An 18,608-nucleotide genomic window follows, 5' to 3' on the forward strand; every position below is an offset into this window, starting at 1 on the left:
CCGCGCGCCCGACGCACCCCTGTCCCGGGGAGGGGGCGCCGGTGCGCGAGAATCGGTGTGCGCTTCATACAGAACCACAGGGAGACCCCGTGTCCGGATTCGTCGAAAAGCCCGAGCCGGTTCAGGTTCCGGGCCTCGTCCACCTCCACACCGGCAAGGTGCGCGACCTCTACCAGGACGAGGACGGCCGCCTCGTCATGGTCGCCAGCGACCGCATGTCCGCCTTCGACTGGGTCCTGCCCACCGAGATCCCGGACAAGGGCCGCGTGCTGACCCAGCTCTCCCTGTGGTGGTTCGACCAGCTCGCGGACCTCGTCCCGAACCACGTCATCTCCACCGAGCTGCCCGCCGGTGCCCCTGCCGACTGGGCCGGCCGCACGCTGATCTGCAAGAAGCTCGACATGGTCCCGGTCGAGTGCGTGGCCCGCGGCTACCTCACCGGCTCCGGCCTCGCCGAGTACAACCAGACCCGCACGGTCTGCGGACTGGGACTGCCCGAGGGCCTCGTGGACGGCTCCGAGCTGCCCGGCGCGATCTTCACCCCGGCCGCCAAGGCCGAGGTCGGCGAGCACGACGAGAACGTCTCCTACGAGGAGGTCGCGCGCACCACGGGCGTCGAGACGGCCGCACTGCTGCGCCAGACCACCCTCGCCGTGTACTCCCGGGCCCGGGACATCGCCCGCGAGCGCGGGATCATCCTGGCCGACACCAAGTTCGAGTTCGGCTTCGACCCGAAGGACCGCACCCTGGTCGCCGCTGACGAGGTGCTGACCCCGGACTCCTCCCGATTCTGGCCGGCCGACCAGTGGGAGCCGGGCCGTTCGCAGCCCTCCTTCGACAAGCAGTACGTCCGCGACTGGCTGGCCTCCGCGGCCTCCGGCTGGGACCCCAAGGGCGAACTCCCGCCGCCGGCCCTCCCGACCCAGGTCGTCGCGCAGACCCGCGCGAAGTACATCGAGGCGTACGAGCGCCTGACCGGCCTGGACTGGGCGTAGGAAGACGAAGAAGCCCCGGTCCGAGAACCGGGGCTTCTTCCCTGCAGAGCGGACAACGCGACTCGAACGCGCGACATCCACCTTGGCAAGGTGGTGCTCTACCAACTGAGCTATGTCCGCAGGCGCCGTAAGGCGAGACCTACTATACCCAACCTCGCTCCCGTGCGAGACGCACAGCCGTGTGCCGGTTCTCGGCACCCAGCTTCGTGGCCGCCGAGGACAGGTAGTTGCGGACGGTCCCCTGCGAGAGCGAGGCCCGCTCCGCGATCTCCGCGATCGGCGCGCCGTCCGCCGCCAGCTCCAGTACCTCGGCCTCCCGGGCGGTCAGCGGGGAGTCCCCCGCGCTGATCGCGTCGGCCGCCAACTCCGGGTCCACGTAACGGCCTCCGGCGTGCACGGTCCGGATCAGTTCGGCCAGTCGCTGCGCGGAGACCGTCTTCGGGGCGAAGGCCCGCACCCCCGCGGCCAGGGCCCGCTTCAGGTGCCCGGGACGCCCGTGACTGGTCACGATCATGGCCTTGCAGTCGGGGAGTTCGGCGCGCAGCGTTGTGGCGACGCTCACACCGTCGGCCCCCGGCATCTGCAGGTCCAGCACCGCCACGTCCGGCCGGTGCGCCCGCGCCATCGCCAGCGCCTCGGGGCCCGAGGCCGCCTCCGCGACGACGAGGAGGTCGTCCTCCAGCGCGAGGAGCGCGGCCAGCGCCCCGCGGATCAGGTGCTCGTCATCGGCGAGCAGTACGCGTACGGGGCTCACGCCCGCACCTCCAGTTCATCCAGTCGTCGGCCCGGGATCTGCGCCCGCAGCCGGAACCGGCCGTCGCCGACCAGCCCGGCCTGCAGCGTCCCGTCCAGTGCGGCGAGCCGTTCGCGCAGCCCGGCCAGGCCCGAGCCGGGCGGCCCGGCGGGGGCCTGCGGTGCCCCGTCGTTCTCCACCACCAGCGTCACGGCTCCGCCCTCCAGGGCGGTCAGCCGGATCAGGCAGCGCTGCGCGTCCCCGTGCCGCAGTACGTTCGTCGTGGCCTCGCGGACCACCCAGCCGAGCGCCGACTGGACCTCGGAGGGTAGTTCGGGTCCGGCGCCGAAGTCGACGCGGCAGTCCATCCCGGCCGCGCTCAGCACCCCGCGGGCACCCTCCAGCTCCACCGCGAGGTCCGCCTCCCGGTAGCCCCGCACCACGTCCCGTACCTCCCGCTGGGACTCCTGGGCGATCCGCTGGACCTCGATCATCTGCTCCACGGCCTCCGGCCGGTCGCGGCGGGCCAGCTGTACCGCCAGCTCGCTCTTGAGGGCGATGACCGCCAGGTTGCGGCCCATCACGTCGTGCAGGTCACGGCCGAAGCGCAGCCGCTCCTCCGCCACCGCGAGGCGGGCCTGGACCTCGCGCGAGCGGTCCAGCTCGTAGACCGTGGTCAGCAGCCAGGCAGAGAACCCGCAGGTGGCGCTGAAGAAGAGACTGCCCAGCAGCACGCCGACGGCGTATCCGAGCGCCTTCGCGGCGGGCATGCCCAGGGCGAACACGGCCAGCCCCGTCGCGACCGCCGCCACCGACGGGACGTACCACATGCGCTTGACCGACCGCAGGCACAACACCAGGGATCCGGAGGCGAACCAGGTCAGCCCCGCCACCAGCGTCGGCGCCACCGCCGGTTCGGAGATGTGGCCGGTCACCCGGAGGATCAGGACGCCCAGGGCGCACGCGGCCGTCACGGCGGCCGTCGTCACCGCCAGCCGGGTGGGGCGCTCGCGCCGCCCCACCACCCAGTGCAGGGCCTTGGAGGTGAGCACCCCGCACAGGACCGCGTGGGCGCACAGCAGCAGGAAGAGCGACACGGGCACCACGAAGGAGGACTTCCCGGCCGCGGAGGCCACGGGTGCCGCCCCGAACGACGTGATCTCGAGGAGCACGAAGAGGTGGAACGACCCCCGCGTGTACAGCTCGACCTTCCCCGCACTGCTGCGGTTCTTCCACCACCCCGTCAACTTCGGCACTGGGCCCGTCCCCCGACTCGTTCTAGCGACGCGGTTCCCAGCGGAACCACCGCTGGACAGCAAACACGCTGATCACGATCCAGGCCAGCGTGGTGAGCCCGGCCCCCAGCAGGTCCCCGCCCGCCGCGCCGCCGCTCCAGCCGGCCCGTACGAGCGTCATCACACCGCTCAGCGGCAGCAGTTCGCACACCGAGGCGACCACGTCCGGCAGGGAGTCCACCGGCGCGAACATCCCCGAGCCGAGCACGCTCACCAGGAACAGCGGCAGCGTGGTGAGGCCCGCTGTCTCCACGGTGCGGGTGAAGGAGCTGGTCACCGCGGACAGCGCGGCGAGCAGCAGGACGCCGGCCAGGACGGCCACCAGGATCAGCAGCGGGTTGCGCGGCATGCGCACGTCCAGGGCGGCCGCCCCGGCGACCGCGAGTACGGCGGTCTGCGCGAGTGCCAGTGCGGCGGCGGGCAGCGCGGTCCCGGCCAGGATCTCCACGTCGCTCGCCTCGCCGGTCCGCAGCCGCTTCAGGACGAGCTCCTCGCGGCGCGCGACGTAGGAGGAGACCAGGTTCATGTGGACGACGAGGAGCAGCACCATGCCGATCCCGCCGGTCAGGGTGGCCTCGCCGACCGCCCGCGCGCCCTCGTAGCCGCTGAGGGAGGAGCGCAGGACGAACACCATCATCAGCGGCATCAGCAGGGCCAGGGTGAGCGTGGCCCGGTTGCGCACCAGCAGGGTGATCTCGCAGCGGCCGAGTGCGGTGATCCGGCCGGCGTTCAGGGTGAGCGTGTTCATCGGGTCCCCGCCATCGTGTCCTCGGTCCGGTCGCCGGCGCCGCGGCGGCTGTGGGCGATCTCCAGGAAAGCCTCCTCCAGGGAGGCGGACCGGGCGTCGAGCCCGGCCAGTTCCACACCGGTCTCGCGGGCCCAGCCGAGCAGCTCGGTCAGGTCCGCCTGGAGGCGTTCGGTACGGATCTCCACGCGCTGCCCGGAGGCCGCCGCCCGCAGGGTCAGCGGGAGCCGGGCCGCGGGCACCCCGGCGGGCAGGGTGAAGCGGATCCGGGCCGGCCGGGTGGCGGTCACCTCGGCCGGGGTGCCGGACAGGACGAGTTCGCCGTCGTGGAGGATCGCGAGGCGGTCCGCGAGCTCCTCGGCCTCCTCCAGGTAGTGCGTGGTGAGCAGCACCGTGGTGCCCTGTTCCCGCAGCTCGCGGACCAGGGCCCAGGTGTCCCGGCGCCCTTCGGGGTCCATGCCGGTGGTCGGCTCGTCCAGGAAGAGCACCTCGGGCCGGCCGAGCAGGGCCAGCGCCAGGTCGAGGCGCCGGCGCTCACCGCCGGACAGCTGCTTCACGCGTACGCCGGACCGTGCTGCCAGGCCGACCAGCTGCAGCACCTCGGCCGCCGGGCGGGCACCGGTGGTGACCCCGCCCCACATCCGCACGGTCTCGGTGACCGACAGGTCGGAGGGGAACCCGCCCTCCTGGAGCATGACCCCGGTGCGCGGCCGGACCTCGGCCCGCTGCGCGTACGGGTCGAGGCCGAAGACGCGGACCTGCCCGCCGCTCGGCGCGGCCAGCCCCTCCAGCAGTTCGACGGTGGAGGTCTTGCCGGCGCCGTTGGTGCCCAGCAGGGCGAAGACCTCGCCCCGCGCCACGGAGAAGGAGACGCCCCGTACGGCCTCGAATCCCCCGGAGTAGCCGCGGCGCAGGTCCCGCGCTTCGATCACGGTGTCAGTCATGACTCAAGCGTCACGGCGTCCGGAGCGGGGCGGCAGTGCGCGCTGTCACGGCCGGCGATGACATTTGTCAGGGTGTCCGGCGACCGGATGCGGGGGGAATACGAAGAAGGCCCCGATCGCTATGATCGGGGCCTTCTGCTCACAGAGCGGACGACGCGACTCGAACGCGCGACATCCACCTTGGCAAGGTGGTGCTCTACCAACTGAGCTACGTCCGCAAGCAGTGCACTGCCGGGGCAGTACGTGCATCACTCTACCCGATCCACCGGAGTGGTCGGAAAGTCATGCAGAGCGGGTGACAGGAATCGCACACTGCGCCTTCCCTCTGGAAGAGGGATGTTCTACTACTGAACTACACCCGCACGACCTCGGAGGCTCTGACCTGCGGCCTCGCCCCTCGGCGTGATCCACACATTAGCCGAAGGGAGGGGGTGGATGGCAAATCGGCCCTCAGTGGGCCGCGTTGTAGGCCTCGTAGATCTTCTTGGGGATGCGGCCCCGCGGCGGCACGTCGTGCTGGTTGGACCGGGCCCACGCGCGGACGACTGCCGGGTCGGGGGCGACCGAGGTGTGCTTGAAGGTCTTCCCCGAGCGCGACTGGCGGCGGCCGGCGGCCACGAACGGCTCCAGGCTCTTCCGCAGTTTCTTTGCGTTGGCCACATTGAGGTCGATCTCGTACGACTTACCGTCCAGGGCGAACATGACCGTTTCCGCCGCTTCTCCGCCATCGATGTCGTCGGAGAGCGTGACCACTACGCGCTGCGCCACGGATATCGGTCCCTTCGTGCGACGCCGCCAGCCGCTGACGTGCGGCGATGTCGCCTGTTCGGATGTTTTGGGGCAATGCAACTTCGGGCCGGAATCCCGGCTGATTCCTTTGTACCTCGATTCCCATTGCATTGTGAAGCTCAGTTAATTCTCTCCGCGTGTCCCGCCGCAATGCCGGGGACGTGGTTTTACTGGGGATTTTGCGAAGCGTTGGTGAAGCCGAAACGGCGCGGTGATCAGGGCCGTCCGTTATCTACCCGCGTAGAAATTTCGGCCGGGTACGCTGATGGAACCGCCTTGCACCAACCACCTCATCGGGAGTGCCAGTGGCACGCGTCGTAGTCGACGTCATGCTCAAGCCGGAGATCCTCGACCCCCAGGGCCAGGCGGTGCAGCGTGCACTGCCGCGCCTGGGCTTCGAGGGCATCGCCGACGTCCGTCAGGGGAAGCGCTTCGAGCTGGAAGTGGAGGGACCGGTCGACCAGGCCGCCCTCGACCGCATCCACAAGATGGCCGAAACGTTCCTCGCCAACACCGTCATCGAAGACTTCACCGTGAAGGTCGAGGCCTGACGGTGACCACTCGCATCGGTGTCGTCACGTTCCCCGGGACGCTCGACGACCGTGACTCGCTGCGCGCCGTCCGCCTCGCGGGGGCCGAGCCGGTCTCGCTCTGGCACCGCGACAAGGACCTGCACCAGGTCGACGCGGTCGTCCTCGCGGGCGGCTTCTCCTACGGGGACTACCTGCGCGCCGGAGCCATCTCCCGCTTCTCGCCGGTGATGGAGACCATCATCGAGCAGGCCAGGGGCGGTATGCCCGTCCTCGGCATCTGCAACGGCTTCCAGGTCCTCACCGAGGCCCACCTGCTGCCGGGGGCGATGCTCCGCAACAACCACCTGCACTTCATCTGCCGCGACCAGAAGCTGCGGGTGGAGAACGCGGAGAGCGCGTGGACCGGCGACTACACCGCCGGCCAGGAGATCTCCGTGCCGCTCAAGAACATGGACGGCCGCTACGTCGCCGACGAGCGCGTGCTCGACGAACTGGAAGCCGAGGGCCGCGTGGCCTTCCGCTACGTGGACGTCAACCCGAACGGTTCGCTGCGCGACATCGCCGGCATCACCAACGCCGCGGGCAACGTCGTCGGCCTCATGCCCCACCCCGAGCACGCGGTCGAGCCGCTGGTCGGGACGGGCCGCACCGACGGCCTCCCGTTCTTCACGTCGGTCCTGAAGAAGCTGGTCAGCGCATGAGCCTCGACACCGTCAAGAACGCCACCGAGACCCCGGACGCCTCCCAGCCCTGGAAGGAGCTCGGCCTCAAGGAGGACGAGTACGCCCGGATCCGCGAGATCCTCGGCCGCCGGCCCACCGGCGCCGAGCTCGCCATGTACTCGGTCATGTGGTCCGAGCACTGCTCGTACAAGAGCAGCAAGGTCCACCTGAAGCAGTTCGGCGAGAAGGCCCCCCAGAACGACGCCATGCTCGTCGGCATCGGCGAGAACGCCGGCGTCGTCGACGTCGGCCAGGGCTACGCGGTCACCTTCAAGGTCGAGTCGCACAACCACCCGAGCTACATCGAGCCCTACCAGGGCGCGGCCACCGGCATCGGCGGCATCGTCCGCGACATCCTCGCCATGGGTGCCCGCCCGGTCGCCGTCGTCGACCCGCTGCGCTTCGGCGCGGCCGACCACCCCGACACCAAGCGCGTCCTGCCGGGCGTCGTCGCGGGCATCGGCGGCTACGGCAACTGCCTGGGCCTGCCCAACATCGGCGGCGAGGTCGTCTTCGACGCCTGCTACCAGGGCAACCCGCTCGTCAACGCCGGCTGCATCGGCGTCATGAAGCACGAGGACATCCACCTCGCCCAGGCCTCCGGCCCCGGCAACAAGGTCATCCTCTACGGCGCCCGCACGGGCGGCGACGGCATCGGCGGCGTGTCCGTGCTGGCCTCGGAGACGTTCGACGACTCCAAGCCCACCAAGCGCCCCGCCGTCCAGGTCGGCGACCCCTTCCAGGAGAAGCTCCTCATCGAGTGCACCTTGGAGATCTTCAAGGAGAAGCTGGTCGCGGGCATCCAGGACCTCGGCGGCGCCGGCCTGTCCTGCGCCACCTCCGAGCTGGCCTCGGCCGGCTCCGGCGGCATGCGCGTCGAGCTCGACACCGTTCCGCTGCGCGACGCGACGCTCTCGCCCGAGGAAATCCTCATGAGCGAGTCGCAGGAGCGCATGTGCGCGATCGTCGAGCCGCAGCACGTCGACCGCTTCATGGAGATCTGCGAGAAGTGGGACGTCATCGCCACCGTCATCGGTGAGGTGACCGACGGCGAGCGCCTGGAGATCTTCTGGCACGGCGAGCAGATCGTGGACGTGCCCCCGGGCACCGTCGCCCACGAGGGCCCGGTCTACAACCGCCCCTACGCCCGCCCCGACTGGCAGGACGCGCTCCAGGCCGACGACGCGGGCAAGCTGCCCCGCCCGCAGACCTCCGAGGAGCTGCGCGCGCAGGTCCTGGCCCTGGTCTCCTCCCCGAACCAGGCCTCCAAGTCCTGGGTCACCGACCAGTACGACCGCTTCGTGCAGGGCAACACCGTCCTGGCGCAGCCCGAGGACGCGGGCATGGTCCGTATCGACGAGGAGTCCAACCTCGGCGTCGCCATGGCCACCGACGGCAACGGCCGCTACGCCAAGCTCGACCCGTACACGGGCGCGCAGCTGGCCCTGGCCGAGGCGTACCGCAACGTCGCCGCGACCGGCGCCAAGCCCCTGGCGATCTCCGACTGCCTGAACTTCGGCTCCCCCGAGGACCCGGGCGTCATGTGGCAGTTCGCCGAGGCCACCCGCGGTCTCGCGGACGGCTGCCTGGAGCTGGGCACCCCGGTGACCGGCGGCAACGTCTCGCTCTACAACCAGACCGGCGACGTCGCGATCCACCCCACCCCGGTCGTGGCCGTGCTCGGCGTGATCGACGACGTCAACCGCCGTACGCCGATGGCGTTCGCGGAGGCCGGCCAGCTGCTCTACCTGCTCGGCGACACCGCCGCCGAGTTCGGCGGCTCGGCGTGGTCGCAGGTCGTCCACGACCACCTCGGCGGAATGCCGCCGAAGGTGGACCTGGGCCGCGAGAAGCTGCTGGGCGAGATCCTGATCTCGGCCTCGCGCGACGGCATGATCGACGCCGCGCACGACCTGTCCGACGGCGGTGTCATCCAGGCGCTCACCGAGTCCTGCCTCAAGGGCGGCAACGGCGCCCGCGTCGTGGTCCCCGAGGGCCTGGACGCCTTCACGTTCCTCTTCTCCGAGTCCGCGGGCCGCGCCATCGTGGCCGTCCCGCGCAGCGAGGAGCTCCGCTTCACCGACATGTGCGGTGCGCGCGGCCTGCCCGTCGCCCGCATCGGTGTGGTGGACGGCGACGAGATCGAGATTCAGGGCGAGTTCAGCCTGTCCCTGGCCGAGCTCCGCGAGGCCCACGAGGCGACGATCCCGGCCCTGCTGGCCTGATCGACGGCGCGAACGGCGCGAACACGACCGGGGCCCCGCACGGATGTCCGTGCGGGGCCCCGGCCTTGCCGCCCGGCCGACCGGCCGTAGCGATTTCGTGCCACGACGGCCGTACCCGCCCGTACGAGCGCTCCGCATACTGACCGCGTGAGCATCGTCAAGCACCTGCCCGACGCCGCGATACCCGACGGCGGCGCCCCTGCCTGGCACGTCAAGGACGCCCAGCGCTGGCTCGACGCGCGCGGTCCGGCCGTCTTCGCCCCGATCACCGCCGGCTGGATCCTGGCGCCGCTGGTGCTCCTCTCGCTCGTCCTCCTCGCCTGGAGCACCTCCGAGACCCCGGAACACGGCACCGCGTGGGCCGGATACGCGCCGGCCGTGCTCCTGGTGTCCCTTCCCGCCTGGTACCGGTTCCTGCCCGCCGCCACCCTCGTGTCCACCCCCGTGATCGCTGCGGACGCCGTGCGGAACCTGTACGCCCTCGACCCCGCGGAGGGCCCCGGCCTGGCCGGCGGCACGCTCGTACTCGCCCTCTGCGCCTGGGCGTTCACCGGGTCCGCGCTCCGGCTGCGCTCACGGCGGCGGCAGCGCGAGCTGTTCCTCGCCGCCGCGGGGAACGCCCGCGCGGCGATCCCGGAGAACCTGCCGGACGGCCACCGCCGACGCGGGCGGGTGCCCCTGGCCACCGGGGCGGCGCTGTGCCTCGCCGCCGCCGCACTGCTGGTGTGGGTCCTCACGCAGGACCTCGCAGCGAGCCCGCGGGACCCCTTCGACGGGACGGGCCCGCAGGTCTTGGCCATGATCCTGCTCACCCCCGGCGTCCCGCTGCTCGGCCGCGGCCTCACGGGGCGGCGCGCCGCCCGGAGTCTGCACGACGAGCCGCAGCCGGTGCTGCGGGTCGGGGTCCGCCAGGCGCTCTTCGGCCCCGGCTGGCTGGTCGCGGACGCCGACACCACCACCGCCCCGCCGCTGATCGCGTTCCGGCACCGCTTCGACGACGGCTACCGCAGCCGCTCCGAGACCCTCCTCGCAGGCGCGGAGAGCCGGCTGCGCGCCGACCACCACGACATCGACCAGCATGCCGAGCCCTACGAGGCGCTCCTGTACGGGGTGCCCTGCGAGGGGTCGGAGGTGATCCTGCGGTACGCCGTCTACCGGGGGGACAGCATGATCACGGACGCCGTCCACGCCGTGCCGCTGCTGCCCTTGCGCCGGCGCCGTCCGAGGTCGTCCTGGCGGCCGGCGGGCACCTCGTACACGCTGAAGCGGCGCGCCCAGGAGGAGAAGCGCAAGCAGCGCGCGGCGGAGCGGTCGAGGAGCTCGGGAAGCTCCTCTTCCGGCGGCTGCGGATCCGGCGGTTGCTCCAGCAGCTGCTCCGGCAGTTGCTCCAGCAGTTGCGGCGGCGGCTGCGGAGGCGGCGACTGATCGGGCAGACTCCCCGCATGGCACCCAGGACCCGCAGGTACGACGACGCCAAGATCAGGGCGGCCGTGATCGCACAGTTCGGCCATGTCGGACGAGCCGTAAGGGAGTTGGGCCCCGAGCAGCTGGAGCGCCCCAGCGGGCTCGGGGACTGGACCGTCGCGGACCTCGCCGCGCACATCGCGTGGATCGCGGACTCGCTGGCCGCGGGCCTCGCGCGGCCGCCCGCCGCCGTCGCCGAGCTGACCGCCGTCGAATGGCCCTTCGCCACCGCCTCCCTCGCCGGGAAGATCTCCGAGGCGGCCCGGGAGACCCTGACGGGCGCGTCCCTGCCCGAGCTGTACGACCGGGCGGCCACCGCCATGGCCCGGGAGCTCGCGGCCAACCCGGGCGGGCGCGTGCTCCAGCTGTGGGTCGGGGACATGACCCTGGCCGACTTCCTGGTCACCCGGACCGTGGAGCTGGTGGTCCACACCGACGACCTGAACCGGGCCGCCGGCCTGGACATCCCGATCGAGCGGCAGGCGCTGGCCGCCTGCACCCGACTGCTCGCCGACTCCCTGGCCCTCCGGGCCCCTGGTGGTTCGGTCGAAGTACGGATCCCGCCCTTCGCGGTCGTCCAGTGCGTCCAGGGCCCGCGCCACACCCGCGGCACCCCGCCGAACGTGGTGGAGACCGACCCGCTGACCTGGATCCGGCTCGCGACCGGCCGTGCGTCCTGGGCCGCGGCGCTCGACGGTGCCCACGTGCGGGCCGGCGGCGAACGGGCCGACCTGTCGGCGCTGCTCCCCCTGATGAGCTGAGCGGGGGCCGCGGGCGTGATGGAACCGACCACTCGGCGCCTTCGTCCCAGGGGCATGCGTACCCTCCGGCACGTCCACATCCCCGCGGGGCTGGCCCTCGTACTCGCGCTCGCCGCGGCCGGCTGCGGCCGGGACGGGCAGGGCGCCGGCGCGGGCGCGGTGCTCCCCGACCCCGTGGGCCGCTGGTCCGTGGAGTCCCTGACCACGGGCGGCCGCACCCTGCACGCCCCCGAGACGGCCCGCCTCGACATCGGCGAGAACCAGGCCAAGGGCAACTACGGCTGCAACGGCTTCACGGCGGCCGTCTCCTTCGCGGGCACCTCCGCGATGACCGTGACCCCCGGCGCCACGACCACCATGGCCTGCGCGGACAAGGAGTTCGAGACGGCCTTCGCCAAGCTGTTCACCGGACGGCTGGCCATAGACCGGGGACCCGACCGGCTCACCCTGAAGACAGCCGACGGGAGCACCATCGCCATGACCTCGCAGCCCGCCGTCCCGGACGCACCGCTGACCACGGTCGAGTGGACCGTGCAGTCCCTGATCAGCGGCGCGTCGGTGTCCTCACTGCCCGCCGGGGCCGCAGGCACGTCCCGGTTCACCATCGCCGCCGACCTGTCGGTGAGCGGGACGCTGGGCTGCAACCGGTTCAGCGCCCAGGTCACCCGCGACGGTGACCGGCTCGCCTTCGGGCCGCTCACCACCACACGGATGGCGTGCGACGGCCCGGCGGGCGAGGTCGAGCGGAAGCTGACCGACCTGTTCGCGAGCGGCCCCCTCCTCTCCAGGGTCGAGGGCCGCCGGCTGACCCTCACCGCCGCGGACGGCAAGGGCCTGATCGCCGAGGCGCCGTCCGACGCCGAATAGCGCCGACACGCTCGGGGCGGTCTGGGTCGTGTCGTCAGAGTCCCGCCTGGTCGGCGGGGCCTGGCACGCACGCTCGCCGCGTTGTCGTCGGTCACCGACGCTCCGCGTCGATTCCCTCCTCCGCCTTGACCGTAGGCACCAGGCCCGGCCGGCCCCGCCCTTCGGGCGGCCGACGCTACTTTGACGACACTCCCTGAGCCGGGTAGGGCAGCAGGCCCGCGTCCACGGCCTCCCAGGCGGCGCGCAGCTCCGCCAGCCGGGCCGGTTCCACGGCGGCCTTGTCGGCCTGTTCGCGGATGTCCGCGGCCAGATTGAACAGCTGGTCGCGGCCGGTCCTGCCGCGGTAGTACTTCCAGTCCCCGCGGCGCAGGGCCCGCTCCCCGCGGACGCGCCAGAACAGGTCCCGCCCGGCGGGCTTCTCGCCGCGCAGCAGGTATCCGGCCAGGCTCACGCCGTCCAGCGGGTAGGCCGGGTGCGGGCGGGCGCCGGCGAACTCCAGCAGGGTCGCGGTCCAGTCCGGGCTGAACACCGGCACGTGGCTGACCTGCCCGCCGTCCAGCCTGGCCGGCCAGCGCACGATGTTCGGCACCCGGATGCCGCCCTCCTGGAGGGAGGCCTTGTTGCCCGACAGCGGCCAGTTGTAGGAGAACCGCTCCCCGCCGTTGTCGCTGGAGAACACCACGACGGTGTGCTCCTCCTGGCCTGCCCGTTCGAGGGCCTTCAGCACCTCGCCGACCGACCGGTCGAGGTCCTCGACCATCTGCTTGTACTTCTCGACCGAGCCGCCGTCCTGGTGCCACAGGGCGCGCCCGTCGCCCGCCTTGATCCGCCGGACGATCTCGGCGCTCTGCGCGGTGTCCCCGTCGGCGATCCACGGCCAGTGCGGGGTGGTGAAGTTCAGGTTCAGCAGCCAGGGCTTGCCGTGGTGGTCGCGGGAGACGTACTCGCTCGCCCGCTCGGTGATGATCCGCGTGTAGTAGCGCAGGTCCTTGTACTCGGCGTCGCCCTCGTAGAGGTCGTACTCGCCGCCCGGGCCCAGCTTGGAGTAGTACTCCAGGGCTCCGCCGAAGTTGCCGAAGAACTCGTCCCAGCCGGACTTCGTCGGGCTGTAGTCGGGCAGGTGGCCGGCGTGCCACTTGCCGATCAGCGCCGTCGCGTACCCGGATGCCTTCAGCAGTGAGGCCAGCGTGGGGTGGGTGGGCTCCAGCCCGGCGGACCTGTCGGCGATCGGCTCGGCCAGCCCGCCCCGGGTCCGGGCCGGGTAGCGGCCGGTGTAGAGGCTGAACCGGGTCGGCGAGCAGGTGGCTGAGCCCGAGTAGGCGTCGGTGAAGCGGACGCCCTGGCGGGCGAGCCGGTCCAGGTTCGGGGTTTCGATGTGCGGGGAGCCGTAGGCGGAGAGGTCGGCCCAGCCCAGGTCGTCACCGAGGATGAACAGGATGTTCGGCCGGCGCGACGGGCGGCTCCGGGAGGCCCGGAACTCCCGCTCCACGGGGCCCGCCTGCCGGTCCTCGGCGGCCTGGGCGGGGACGGCGCCCAGCCCCGCGGCGGCGGCCGCGGTCACACCGACGGCGCCCGTGAAGGCACGGCGGGACAACTCGTTCTCGTACGAAGACACAGGTACTCCAAGGCGCGGTCCGCCGGCCGGCTCCGGGCGGGGCGCGGGACGGCGCGCGGCACGGGGGAGCAGGGCGGGGCGGAACGGAAAGGGGGGAAGCAGAGGAAGAGTTGTGGCTACGCGGAACAGCGACAGATGGCGCTCGCGACACGGACCAGGTCCACGTGCCGGCGCTCGACGAGGGTGACCGCGCGGTCACCGAGAGGCTGCATGGACCGAGAGCCTGTACGAATGCCTTCGTAGATGTCAACAAGGTGATCCGAATACCGAGACGGAGGCGTCCGGTCACCCTCTGTGCTGTGACATTTCCCGGCCGTCCCCAATTCGGACCAGTGGTCGATCTCGCCTACACTCGGAAGCGTGCCTCGTGGTGATGGACGACTCAACCACGACCTGCTCCCCGGCGAAAAGGGCCCCCAGGACGCTTGCGGCGTCTTCGGTGTCTGGGCTCCGGGTGAAGAGGTCGCCAAGCTCACCTACTTCGGACTGTATGCGCTGCAGCACCGTGGACAAGAGTCCGCGGGAATCGCTGTGAGCAACGGTTCCCAGATCCTCGTCTTCAAGGACATGGGCCTCGTTTCCCAGGTCTTCGACGAAACCTCCCTCGGTTCGCTCCAAGGTCATATCGCGGTCGGTCACGCCCGCTATTCGACCACCGGCGCATCCGTGTGGGAGAACGCGCAGCCCACTTTCCGCGCGACCGCCCACGGCTCCCTGGCCCTGGGTCACAACGGCAACCTGGTGAACACCGCCGAGCTCGCCGAGATGGTCGCCGACCTCCCCCGTCAGGACGGCCGTGCCACCCAGGTGGCCGCCACCAACGACACCGACCTGGTCACGGCCCTGCTGGCCGGCCAGGTGGACGACGACGGCAAGCCCCTGACCATCGAGGAGTCGGCCGCCAAGGTCCTCCCGAAGGTCAAGGGAGCCTTCTCGCTGGTGTTCATGGACGAGGGGACCCTCTACACCGCCCGTGACCCGCAGGGCATCCGCCCGCTGGTCCTCGGCCGCCTGGAGCGCGGCTGGGTGGTCGCGAGCGAGACCGCCGCCCTCGACATCTGCGGCGCCAGCTTCGTCCGCGAGGTCGAGCCGGGCGAGCTCATCGCGATCGACGAGAACGGCCTGCGCACCTCCCGATTCGCGGAAGCGAAGCCCAAGGGCTGTGTCTTCGAGTACGTCTACCTGGCACGCCCGGACACCGACATCGCCGGTCGGAACGTCTACCTCTCGCGTGTCGAGATGGGCCGGCGCCTGGCCAAGGAAGCCCCCGTCGAGGCCGACCTGGTGATAGCGACGCCGGAATCCGGCACGCCCGCCGCGGTCGGATACGCCGAGGCCAGCGGGATTCCGTACGGCTCGGGCCTGGTCAAGAACGCCTACGTCGGCCGGACCTTCATCCAGCCGTCTCAGACGATCCGCCAGCTCGGCATCCGCCTGAAGCTCAACCCGCTCAAGGAAGTCATCCGGGGCAAGCGCCTGGTGGTCGTGGACGACTCGATCGTCCGCGGCAACACCCAGCGCGCGCTGGTCAAGATGCTCCGCGAGGCCGGCGCGGCCGAGGTCCACATCCGGATCTCCTCGCCGCCGGTGAAGTGGCCGTGCTTCTTCGGCATCGACTTCGCCACCCGGGCCGAGCTCATCGCCAACGGCATGACGGTCGACGAGATCGCCACGTCCCTGGGCGCGGACTCCCTCTCCTACATCTCGCTCGACGCGATGATCGAGGCGACGACGATCCAGAAGCCCAACCTCTGCCGCGCCTGCTTCGACGGCGAGTACCCGATGGACCTCCCCGACCCGCAGCTCCTCGGCAAGCAGCTCCTGGAGACCGAGCTGGCCGGCGGCGCGGACGCCGCCGACGCGCTCCGTCGCCCGTAGGTCCCCGGCTCGACCTGCGCGGGGCCCTGTCTTTCAGGCTTTTCCCAGGGCCCCGCACCAACCGCAGTAACGACACGAAAGCTCTCTCCTGTCATGACAGAGAAGACCACCGGTGCCAGCTACGCAGCCGCGGGCGTCGACATCGAAGCGGGAGACCGCGCCGTCGAGCTGATGAAGGAGTGGGTGAAGAAGACGCAGCGCCCCGAGGTCCTCGGCGGCCTCGGCGGTTTCGCCGGCCTCTTCGACGCCTCCGCCCTCAAGCGGTACGAGCGCCCGCTGCTCGCCTCCGCCACCGACGGGGTCGGCACCAAGGTGGACATCGCCCGTCAGCTGGGCGTCTACGACACCATCGGCCACGACCTGGTCGCGATGGTCATGGACGACATCGTCGTCTGCGGCGCCGAGCCGCTCTTCATGACCGACTACATCTGCGTCGGCAAGGTGCACCCCGAGCGTGTCGCCGCCATCGTCAAGGGCATCGCGGAGGGCTGTGTCCTCGCCGGCTGCGCCCTGGTGGGCGGCGAGACCGCCGAGCACCCCGGTCTGCTGGGCCCGGACGACTTCGACGTGGCGGGCGCCGGAACGGGTGTCGTCGAGTATGACCGCCTGCTCGGCGCGGATCGCATCCGTACGGGTGACGCCGTCATCGCGATGGCTTCGTCCGGCCTTCACTCGAACGGGTACTCGCTGGTCCGTCACGTCCTCTTCGACCGTGCCGGCATGTCGCTCGACAGCCACGTGGAAGAGCTCGGCCGGACCCTCGGCGAGGAGCTCCTCGAACCCACCAAGATCTACTCGCTGGACTGCATGGCGCTCACCCGTACGGCCGAGGTGCACGCGTACTCGCACATCACCGGCGGCGGCCTCGCGGCGAACCTGGCCCGGGTCGTCCCGGACCACCTGCACGCAGCGGTCGACCGTTCGACGTGGACCCCCGGCGCGATCTTCGACCTGGTCGGCAAGGCCGGGCAGGTGGAGCAGCTGGAGCTGGAGAAGACCCTGAACATGGGCGTCGGCATGATGGCCGTGGTCCCCGCCGAGTCCGTGGACGTGGCGCTGACCGCGCTGGCCGACCGGGGCGTCGACGCCTGGGTCGCGGGCGAGATCCTGGACCGCGGCGACCGCACCGAGGGCGCGACCCTCACCGGTTCCTACGCGAGCTGAGCAGCACTGAAACCCGGCCCGGGGCTATGCCCTGGACCGGGTTTCAGTCTTTGGTGTGTCGTGCAGACGCCTCAGGGCGTCAAGCGCCGCGACGCTGTGTCGACGGGCCGGACTCTTCGTCCTCGTCGTCGTCATCGCTGTTGTAGAGATCCGCGTACCTGGCGTACGGGTCGTCGTCGTCATCCAGCTCGTCATCGACTTCGACCGGCTCGCTGATCTGCAGCGGCTCTGTCGGCGATGCGCCCAGCTCATTGGCCAGACGCGAGAGGTCAGTCCCGCCGCTGTTGTACTTCAGCTGGCGGGCGACCTTTGTCTGCTTGGCCTTGGCCCGGCCGCGCCCCATGGCTCGACCCCCTCGGTGACGGGGCTCGACGGCCCCAGAGTCTGACACGCGTTCATGGTTCGGAGCGGGCTCTCCGTGGAGAGACCGTCCGTAGGGGTTTAACGGTACCTGCTTCCGCGGCCATACGGTACGCCGCCCGCATGACGCGCCCCGGTGCAGAACCAGCAAGGCGCCCCGTCCTCGCTGGTCAGCTGCGATTTTAACCCTTTCCTGGCGGGCGACCCGCCGAAGTGCAGTGAGTTCCGTCTCGCCGCACCCCGGCGGGCCTCGCGGGGAGCCCCTAGGAGGCCGTCACGGGCAGGGTCCGGCGGCCGTCGGCCATGCGCTGTTCGGCGATCCGGTCGGCCGCGGCGGCCGGCGGGATGCCGTCCGCCTTCGCACGAGCGAAGATCTCCAGCGTGGTGTCGAAGATCTTCGTGGCCTGCACCTTGCACCGGTCGAAGTCGAAGCCGTGCAGCTCGTCGGCGACCTGGATGACCCCGCCCGCGTTGACCACGTAGTCCGGGGCGTAGAGGATGCCGCGGTCCGCGAGGTCCTTCTCGATGCCCGGGTGGGCGAGCTGGTTGTTGGCCGCGCCGCACACGATGGTGGCGGTGAGGGCCGGGACCGTCTCGTCGTTCAGGGCGCCGCCGAGCGCGCAGGGGGCGTAGATGTCCAAGCCCTCGACGCGGATCAGGGCGTCCGTGTCGGCGACCGCGGTGACCTTGCCCGGGTGCTTGTCGAGGATGCGCTGCACCGACTCCTGGCGGACGTCGGTGATGACGACCTCGGCGCCGTCCTCCAGCAGGTGCTCCACCAGGTAGTGGCCGACCTTGCCGACGCCCGCGACGCCGACCTTGCGGCCGCGCAGGGTCGGGTCGCCCCACAGGTGCTGCGCGCTGGCGCGCATGCCCTGGAAGACGCCGTAGGCGGTGAGAACCGAGGAGTCGCCGGCGCCGCCGTTCTCGGGGGAGCGGCCGGTGGCCCAGCGGGTCTCACGGGCGACGACGTCCATGTCGGCGACGAAGGTGCCGACGTCGCAGGCGGTCACGTAGCGGCCGCCGAGGGACTCGACGAACCGGCCGTAGGCCTCCAGGAGTTCCTCGGTCTTGATGACGTCGGGGTCACCGATGATCACGGCCTTGCCGCCGCCGAGGCCGAGACCGGCCATGGCGTTCTTGTAGGACATGCCGCGCGAGAGGTTGAGCGCGTCGCGCACGGCCTCCTCGTCCGAGGCGTAGGCGTGGAAACGCGTACCACCGAGGGCGGGGCCCAGGGCGGTGGAGTGGATCGCGATGACGGCTTTCAGGCCGGTGGCTCGGTCCTGGCACAGCACGACTTGCTCGTGGCCGCCCTGCTCCGTGTGGAACAGGGTGTGCAGGACGCCGTCGGTCATTTCGGTCACGGTGGTGACTCCCATGGAAGAGATGCGGCGGGAAGACGCCCCCCTGCGGGTGGGGGAGGGCGTGCTGGGAGCAGCGTAAGACCTGTAGGCCGGATGGGGGTGCCCTGTCCGGGGATCGAAACACTCCCGGAGTACGGGAGGGGCCCGGGCC

Annotated in this window: 18 protein-coding genes and 3 tRNA genes; 9 read left to right on the top strand and 12 right to left on the bottom strand. The window is 71.3% G+C overall.

Annotated features, from left to right (window positions below):
- The first annotated feature begins 89 nt into the window (after window positions 1–89).
- Complete coding sequence (locus ACZ3X1_RS10300) at window positions 90–995, top strand: phosphoribosylaminoimidazolesuccinocarboxamide synthase (RefSeq protein ID WP_390075243.1); 906 nt, start codon at window positions 90–92, stop codon at window positions 993–995.
- A 47-nt stretch (window positions 996–1,042) separates the two neighbouring features.
- Here ACZ3X1_RS10300 and ACZ3X1_RS10305 read toward each other — a convergent pair.
- The 8 genes from ACZ3X1_RS10305 to ACZ3X1_RS10340 all read right to left on the bottom strand — a co-directional run bounded on the left by ACZ3X1_RS10305 (window position 1,043) and on the right by ACZ3X1_RS10340 (window position 5,480).
- A tRNA-Gly gene (locus tag ACZ3X1_RS10305) sits at window positions 1,043–1,115 on the bottom strand.
- A gap of 22 nt (window positions 1,116–1,137) precedes the next feature.
- Window positions 1,138–1,749: a response regulator transcription factor gene (locus tag ACZ3X1_RS10310; protein ID WP_356811029.1), complete on the bottom strand. Its 612-nt coding sequence runs from the start codon at window positions 1,747–1,749 to the stop codon at window positions 1,138–1,140.
- Window positions 1,746–2,984: a sensor histidine kinase gene (locus ACZ3X1_RS10315; RefSeq protein ID WP_356811028.1), complete on the bottom strand. Its 1,239-nt coding sequence runs from the start codon at window positions 2,982–2,984 to the stop codon at window positions 1,746–1,748. The genes ACZ3X1_RS10310 and ACZ3X1_RS10315 overlap by 4 nt, the downstream gene beginning before the upstream one ends.
- Before the next feature lie 22 nt (window positions 2,985–3,006).
- A complete protein-coding gene (locus tag ACZ3X1_RS10320) occupies window positions 3,007–3,771 on the bottom strand; it encodes an ABC transporter permease (protein ID WP_356811027.1) in 765 nt (254 codons plus the stop codon).
- Window positions 3,768–4,712, bottom strand: coding sequence for an ABC transporter ATP-binding protein (locus ACZ3X1_RS10325; protein ID WP_467278463.1), 945 nt, complete (start codon window positions 4,710–4,712; stop codon window positions 3,768–3,770). Before ACZ3X1_RS10325 ends, ACZ3X1_RS10320 begins: the two co-directional genes overlap by 4 nt.
- A 145-nt stretch (window positions 4,713–4,857) precedes the next feature.
- Window positions 4,858–4,930, bottom strand: a tRNA-Gly gene (locus tag ACZ3X1_RS10330).
- A 72-nt stretch (window positions 4,931–5,002) separates the two neighbouring features.
- A tRNA-Gly gene (locus ACZ3X1_RS10335) sits at window positions 5,003–5,074 on the bottom strand.
- 88 nt (window positions 5,075–5,162) lie between these two features.
- Complete coding sequence (locus ACZ3X1_RS10340) at window positions 5,163–5,480, bottom strand: histone-like nucleoid-structuring protein Lsr2 (protein ID WP_030664618.1); 318 nt, start codon at window positions 5,478–5,480, stop codon at window positions 5,163–5,165.
- A 320-nt stretch (window positions 5,481–5,800) separates the two neighbouring features.
- Here ACZ3X1_RS10340 and purS point away from each other — a divergent pair, with 320 nt between their 5' ends.
- The 6 genes from purS to ACZ3X1_RS10370 all read left to right on the top strand — a co-directional run bounded on the left by purS (window position 5,801) and on the right by ACZ3X1_RS10370 (window position 12,073).
- On the top strand, window positions 5,801–6,052 hold the full coding sequence (purS, locus tag ACZ3X1_RS10345) for a phosphoribosylformylglycinamidine synthase subunit PurS (protein WP_008740952.1): 252 nt from the start codon (window positions 5,801–5,803) through the stop codon (window positions 6,050–6,052).
- A gap of 2 nt (window positions 6,053–6,054) precedes the next feature.
- The gene (gene purQ / locus ACZ3X1_RS10350; RefSeq protein WP_356811025.1) at window positions 6,055–6,735 is read left to right on the top strand and encodes a phosphoribosylformylglycinamidine synthase subunit PurQ; all 681 of its coding nucleotides are present in this window, start codon (window positions 6,055–6,057) and stop codon (window positions 6,733–6,735) included.
- Window positions 6,732–8,981, top strand: a complete 2,250-nt coding sequence (gene purL, locus ACZ3X1_RS10355; protein ID WP_467278473.1) for a phosphoribosylformylglycinamidine synthase subunit PurL — start codon at window positions 6,732–6,734, stop codon at window positions 8,979–8,981. The genes purQ and purL overlap by 4 nt, the downstream gene beginning before the upstream one ends.
- Before the next feature lie 147 nt (window positions 8,982–9,128).
- Complete coding sequence (locus ACZ3X1_RS10360) at window positions 9,129–10,406, top strand: hypothetical protein (protein WP_467278476.1); 1,278 nt, start codon at window positions 9,129–9,131, stop codon at window positions 10,404–10,406.
- Window positions 10,407–10,423: 17 nt separating this feature from the next.
- Complete coding sequence (locus ACZ3X1_RS10365) at window positions 10,424–11,206, top strand: maleylpyruvate isomerase family mycothiol-dependent enzyme (RefSeq protein ID WP_356811022.1); 783 nt, start codon at window positions 10,424–10,426, stop codon at window positions 11,204–11,206.
- Window positions 11,207–11,260: 54 nt separating this feature from the next.
- The gene (locus tag ACZ3X1_RS10370; protein WP_467278479.1) at window positions 11,261–12,073 is read left to right on the top strand and encodes an META domain-containing protein; all 813 of its coding nucleotides are present in this window, start codon (window positions 11,261–11,263) and stop codon (window positions 12,071–12,073) included.
- Window positions 12,074–12,248: 175 nt separating this feature from the next.
- Here ACZ3X1_RS10370 and ACZ3X1_RS10375 read toward each other — a convergent pair whose 3' ends face one another.
- Both ACZ3X1_RS10375 and ACZ3X1_RS10380 read right to left on the bottom strand, forming a co-directional pair.
- Window positions 12,249–13,688: a sulfatase-like hydrolase/transferase gene (locus ACZ3X1_RS10375; protein WP_467278480.1), complete on the bottom strand. Its 1,440-nt coding sequence runs from the start codon at window positions 13,686–13,688 to the stop codon at window positions 12,249–12,251.
- Window positions 13,689–13,804: 116 nt separating this feature from the next.
- Window positions 13,805–13,900, bottom strand: coding sequence for a putative leader peptide (locus tag ACZ3X1_RS10380; RefSeq protein WP_352211348.1), 96 nt, complete (start codon window positions 13,898–13,900; stop codon window positions 13,805–13,807).
- A gap of 148 nt (window positions 13,901–14,048) precedes the next feature.
- On the opposite strand from ACZ3X1_RS10380, the gene purF reads away from it, so the two are divergent.
- A complete protein-coding gene (purF, locus tag ACZ3X1_RS10385; protein WP_356811019.1) occupies window positions 14,049–15,566 on the top strand; it encodes an amidophosphoribosyltransferase in 1,518 nt (505 codons plus the stop codon).
- 93 nt (window positions 15,567–15,659) lie between these two features.
- Window positions 15,660–16,730, top strand: a complete 1,071-nt coding sequence (gene purM, locus ACZ3X1_RS10390) for a phosphoribosylformylglycinamidine cyclo-ligase (protein ID WP_356811018.1) — start codon at window positions 15,660–15,662, stop codon at window positions 16,728–16,730.
- 79 nt (window positions 16,731–16,809) lie between these two features.
- On the opposite strand, the gene ACZ3X1_RS10395 is transcribed toward purM, so the two are convergent.
- Together ACZ3X1_RS10395 and ACZ3X1_RS10400 are read right to left on the bottom strand one after the other, a co-directional pair.
- A complete protein-coding gene (locus tag ACZ3X1_RS10395) occupies window positions 16,810–17,073 on the bottom strand; it encodes a DUF3073 domain-containing protein (RefSeq protein ID WP_356811017.1) in 264 nt (87 codons plus the stop codon).
- A 280-nt stretch (window positions 17,074–17,353) separates the two neighbouring features.
- Window positions 17,354–18,472 carry a Leu/Phe/Val dehydrogenase gene (locus tag ACZ3X1_RS10400; protein ID WP_467278484.1) on the bottom strand — a complete coding sequence of 373 codons (1,119 nt, stop codon included), beginning with the start codon at window positions 18,470–18,472 and terminating at the stop codon, window positions 17,354–17,356.
- Window positions 18,473–18,608 lie beyond the last annotated feature (136 nt).

The sequence above is a fragment of the Streptomyces sp. NPDC023541 genome, assembly GCF_055559995.1.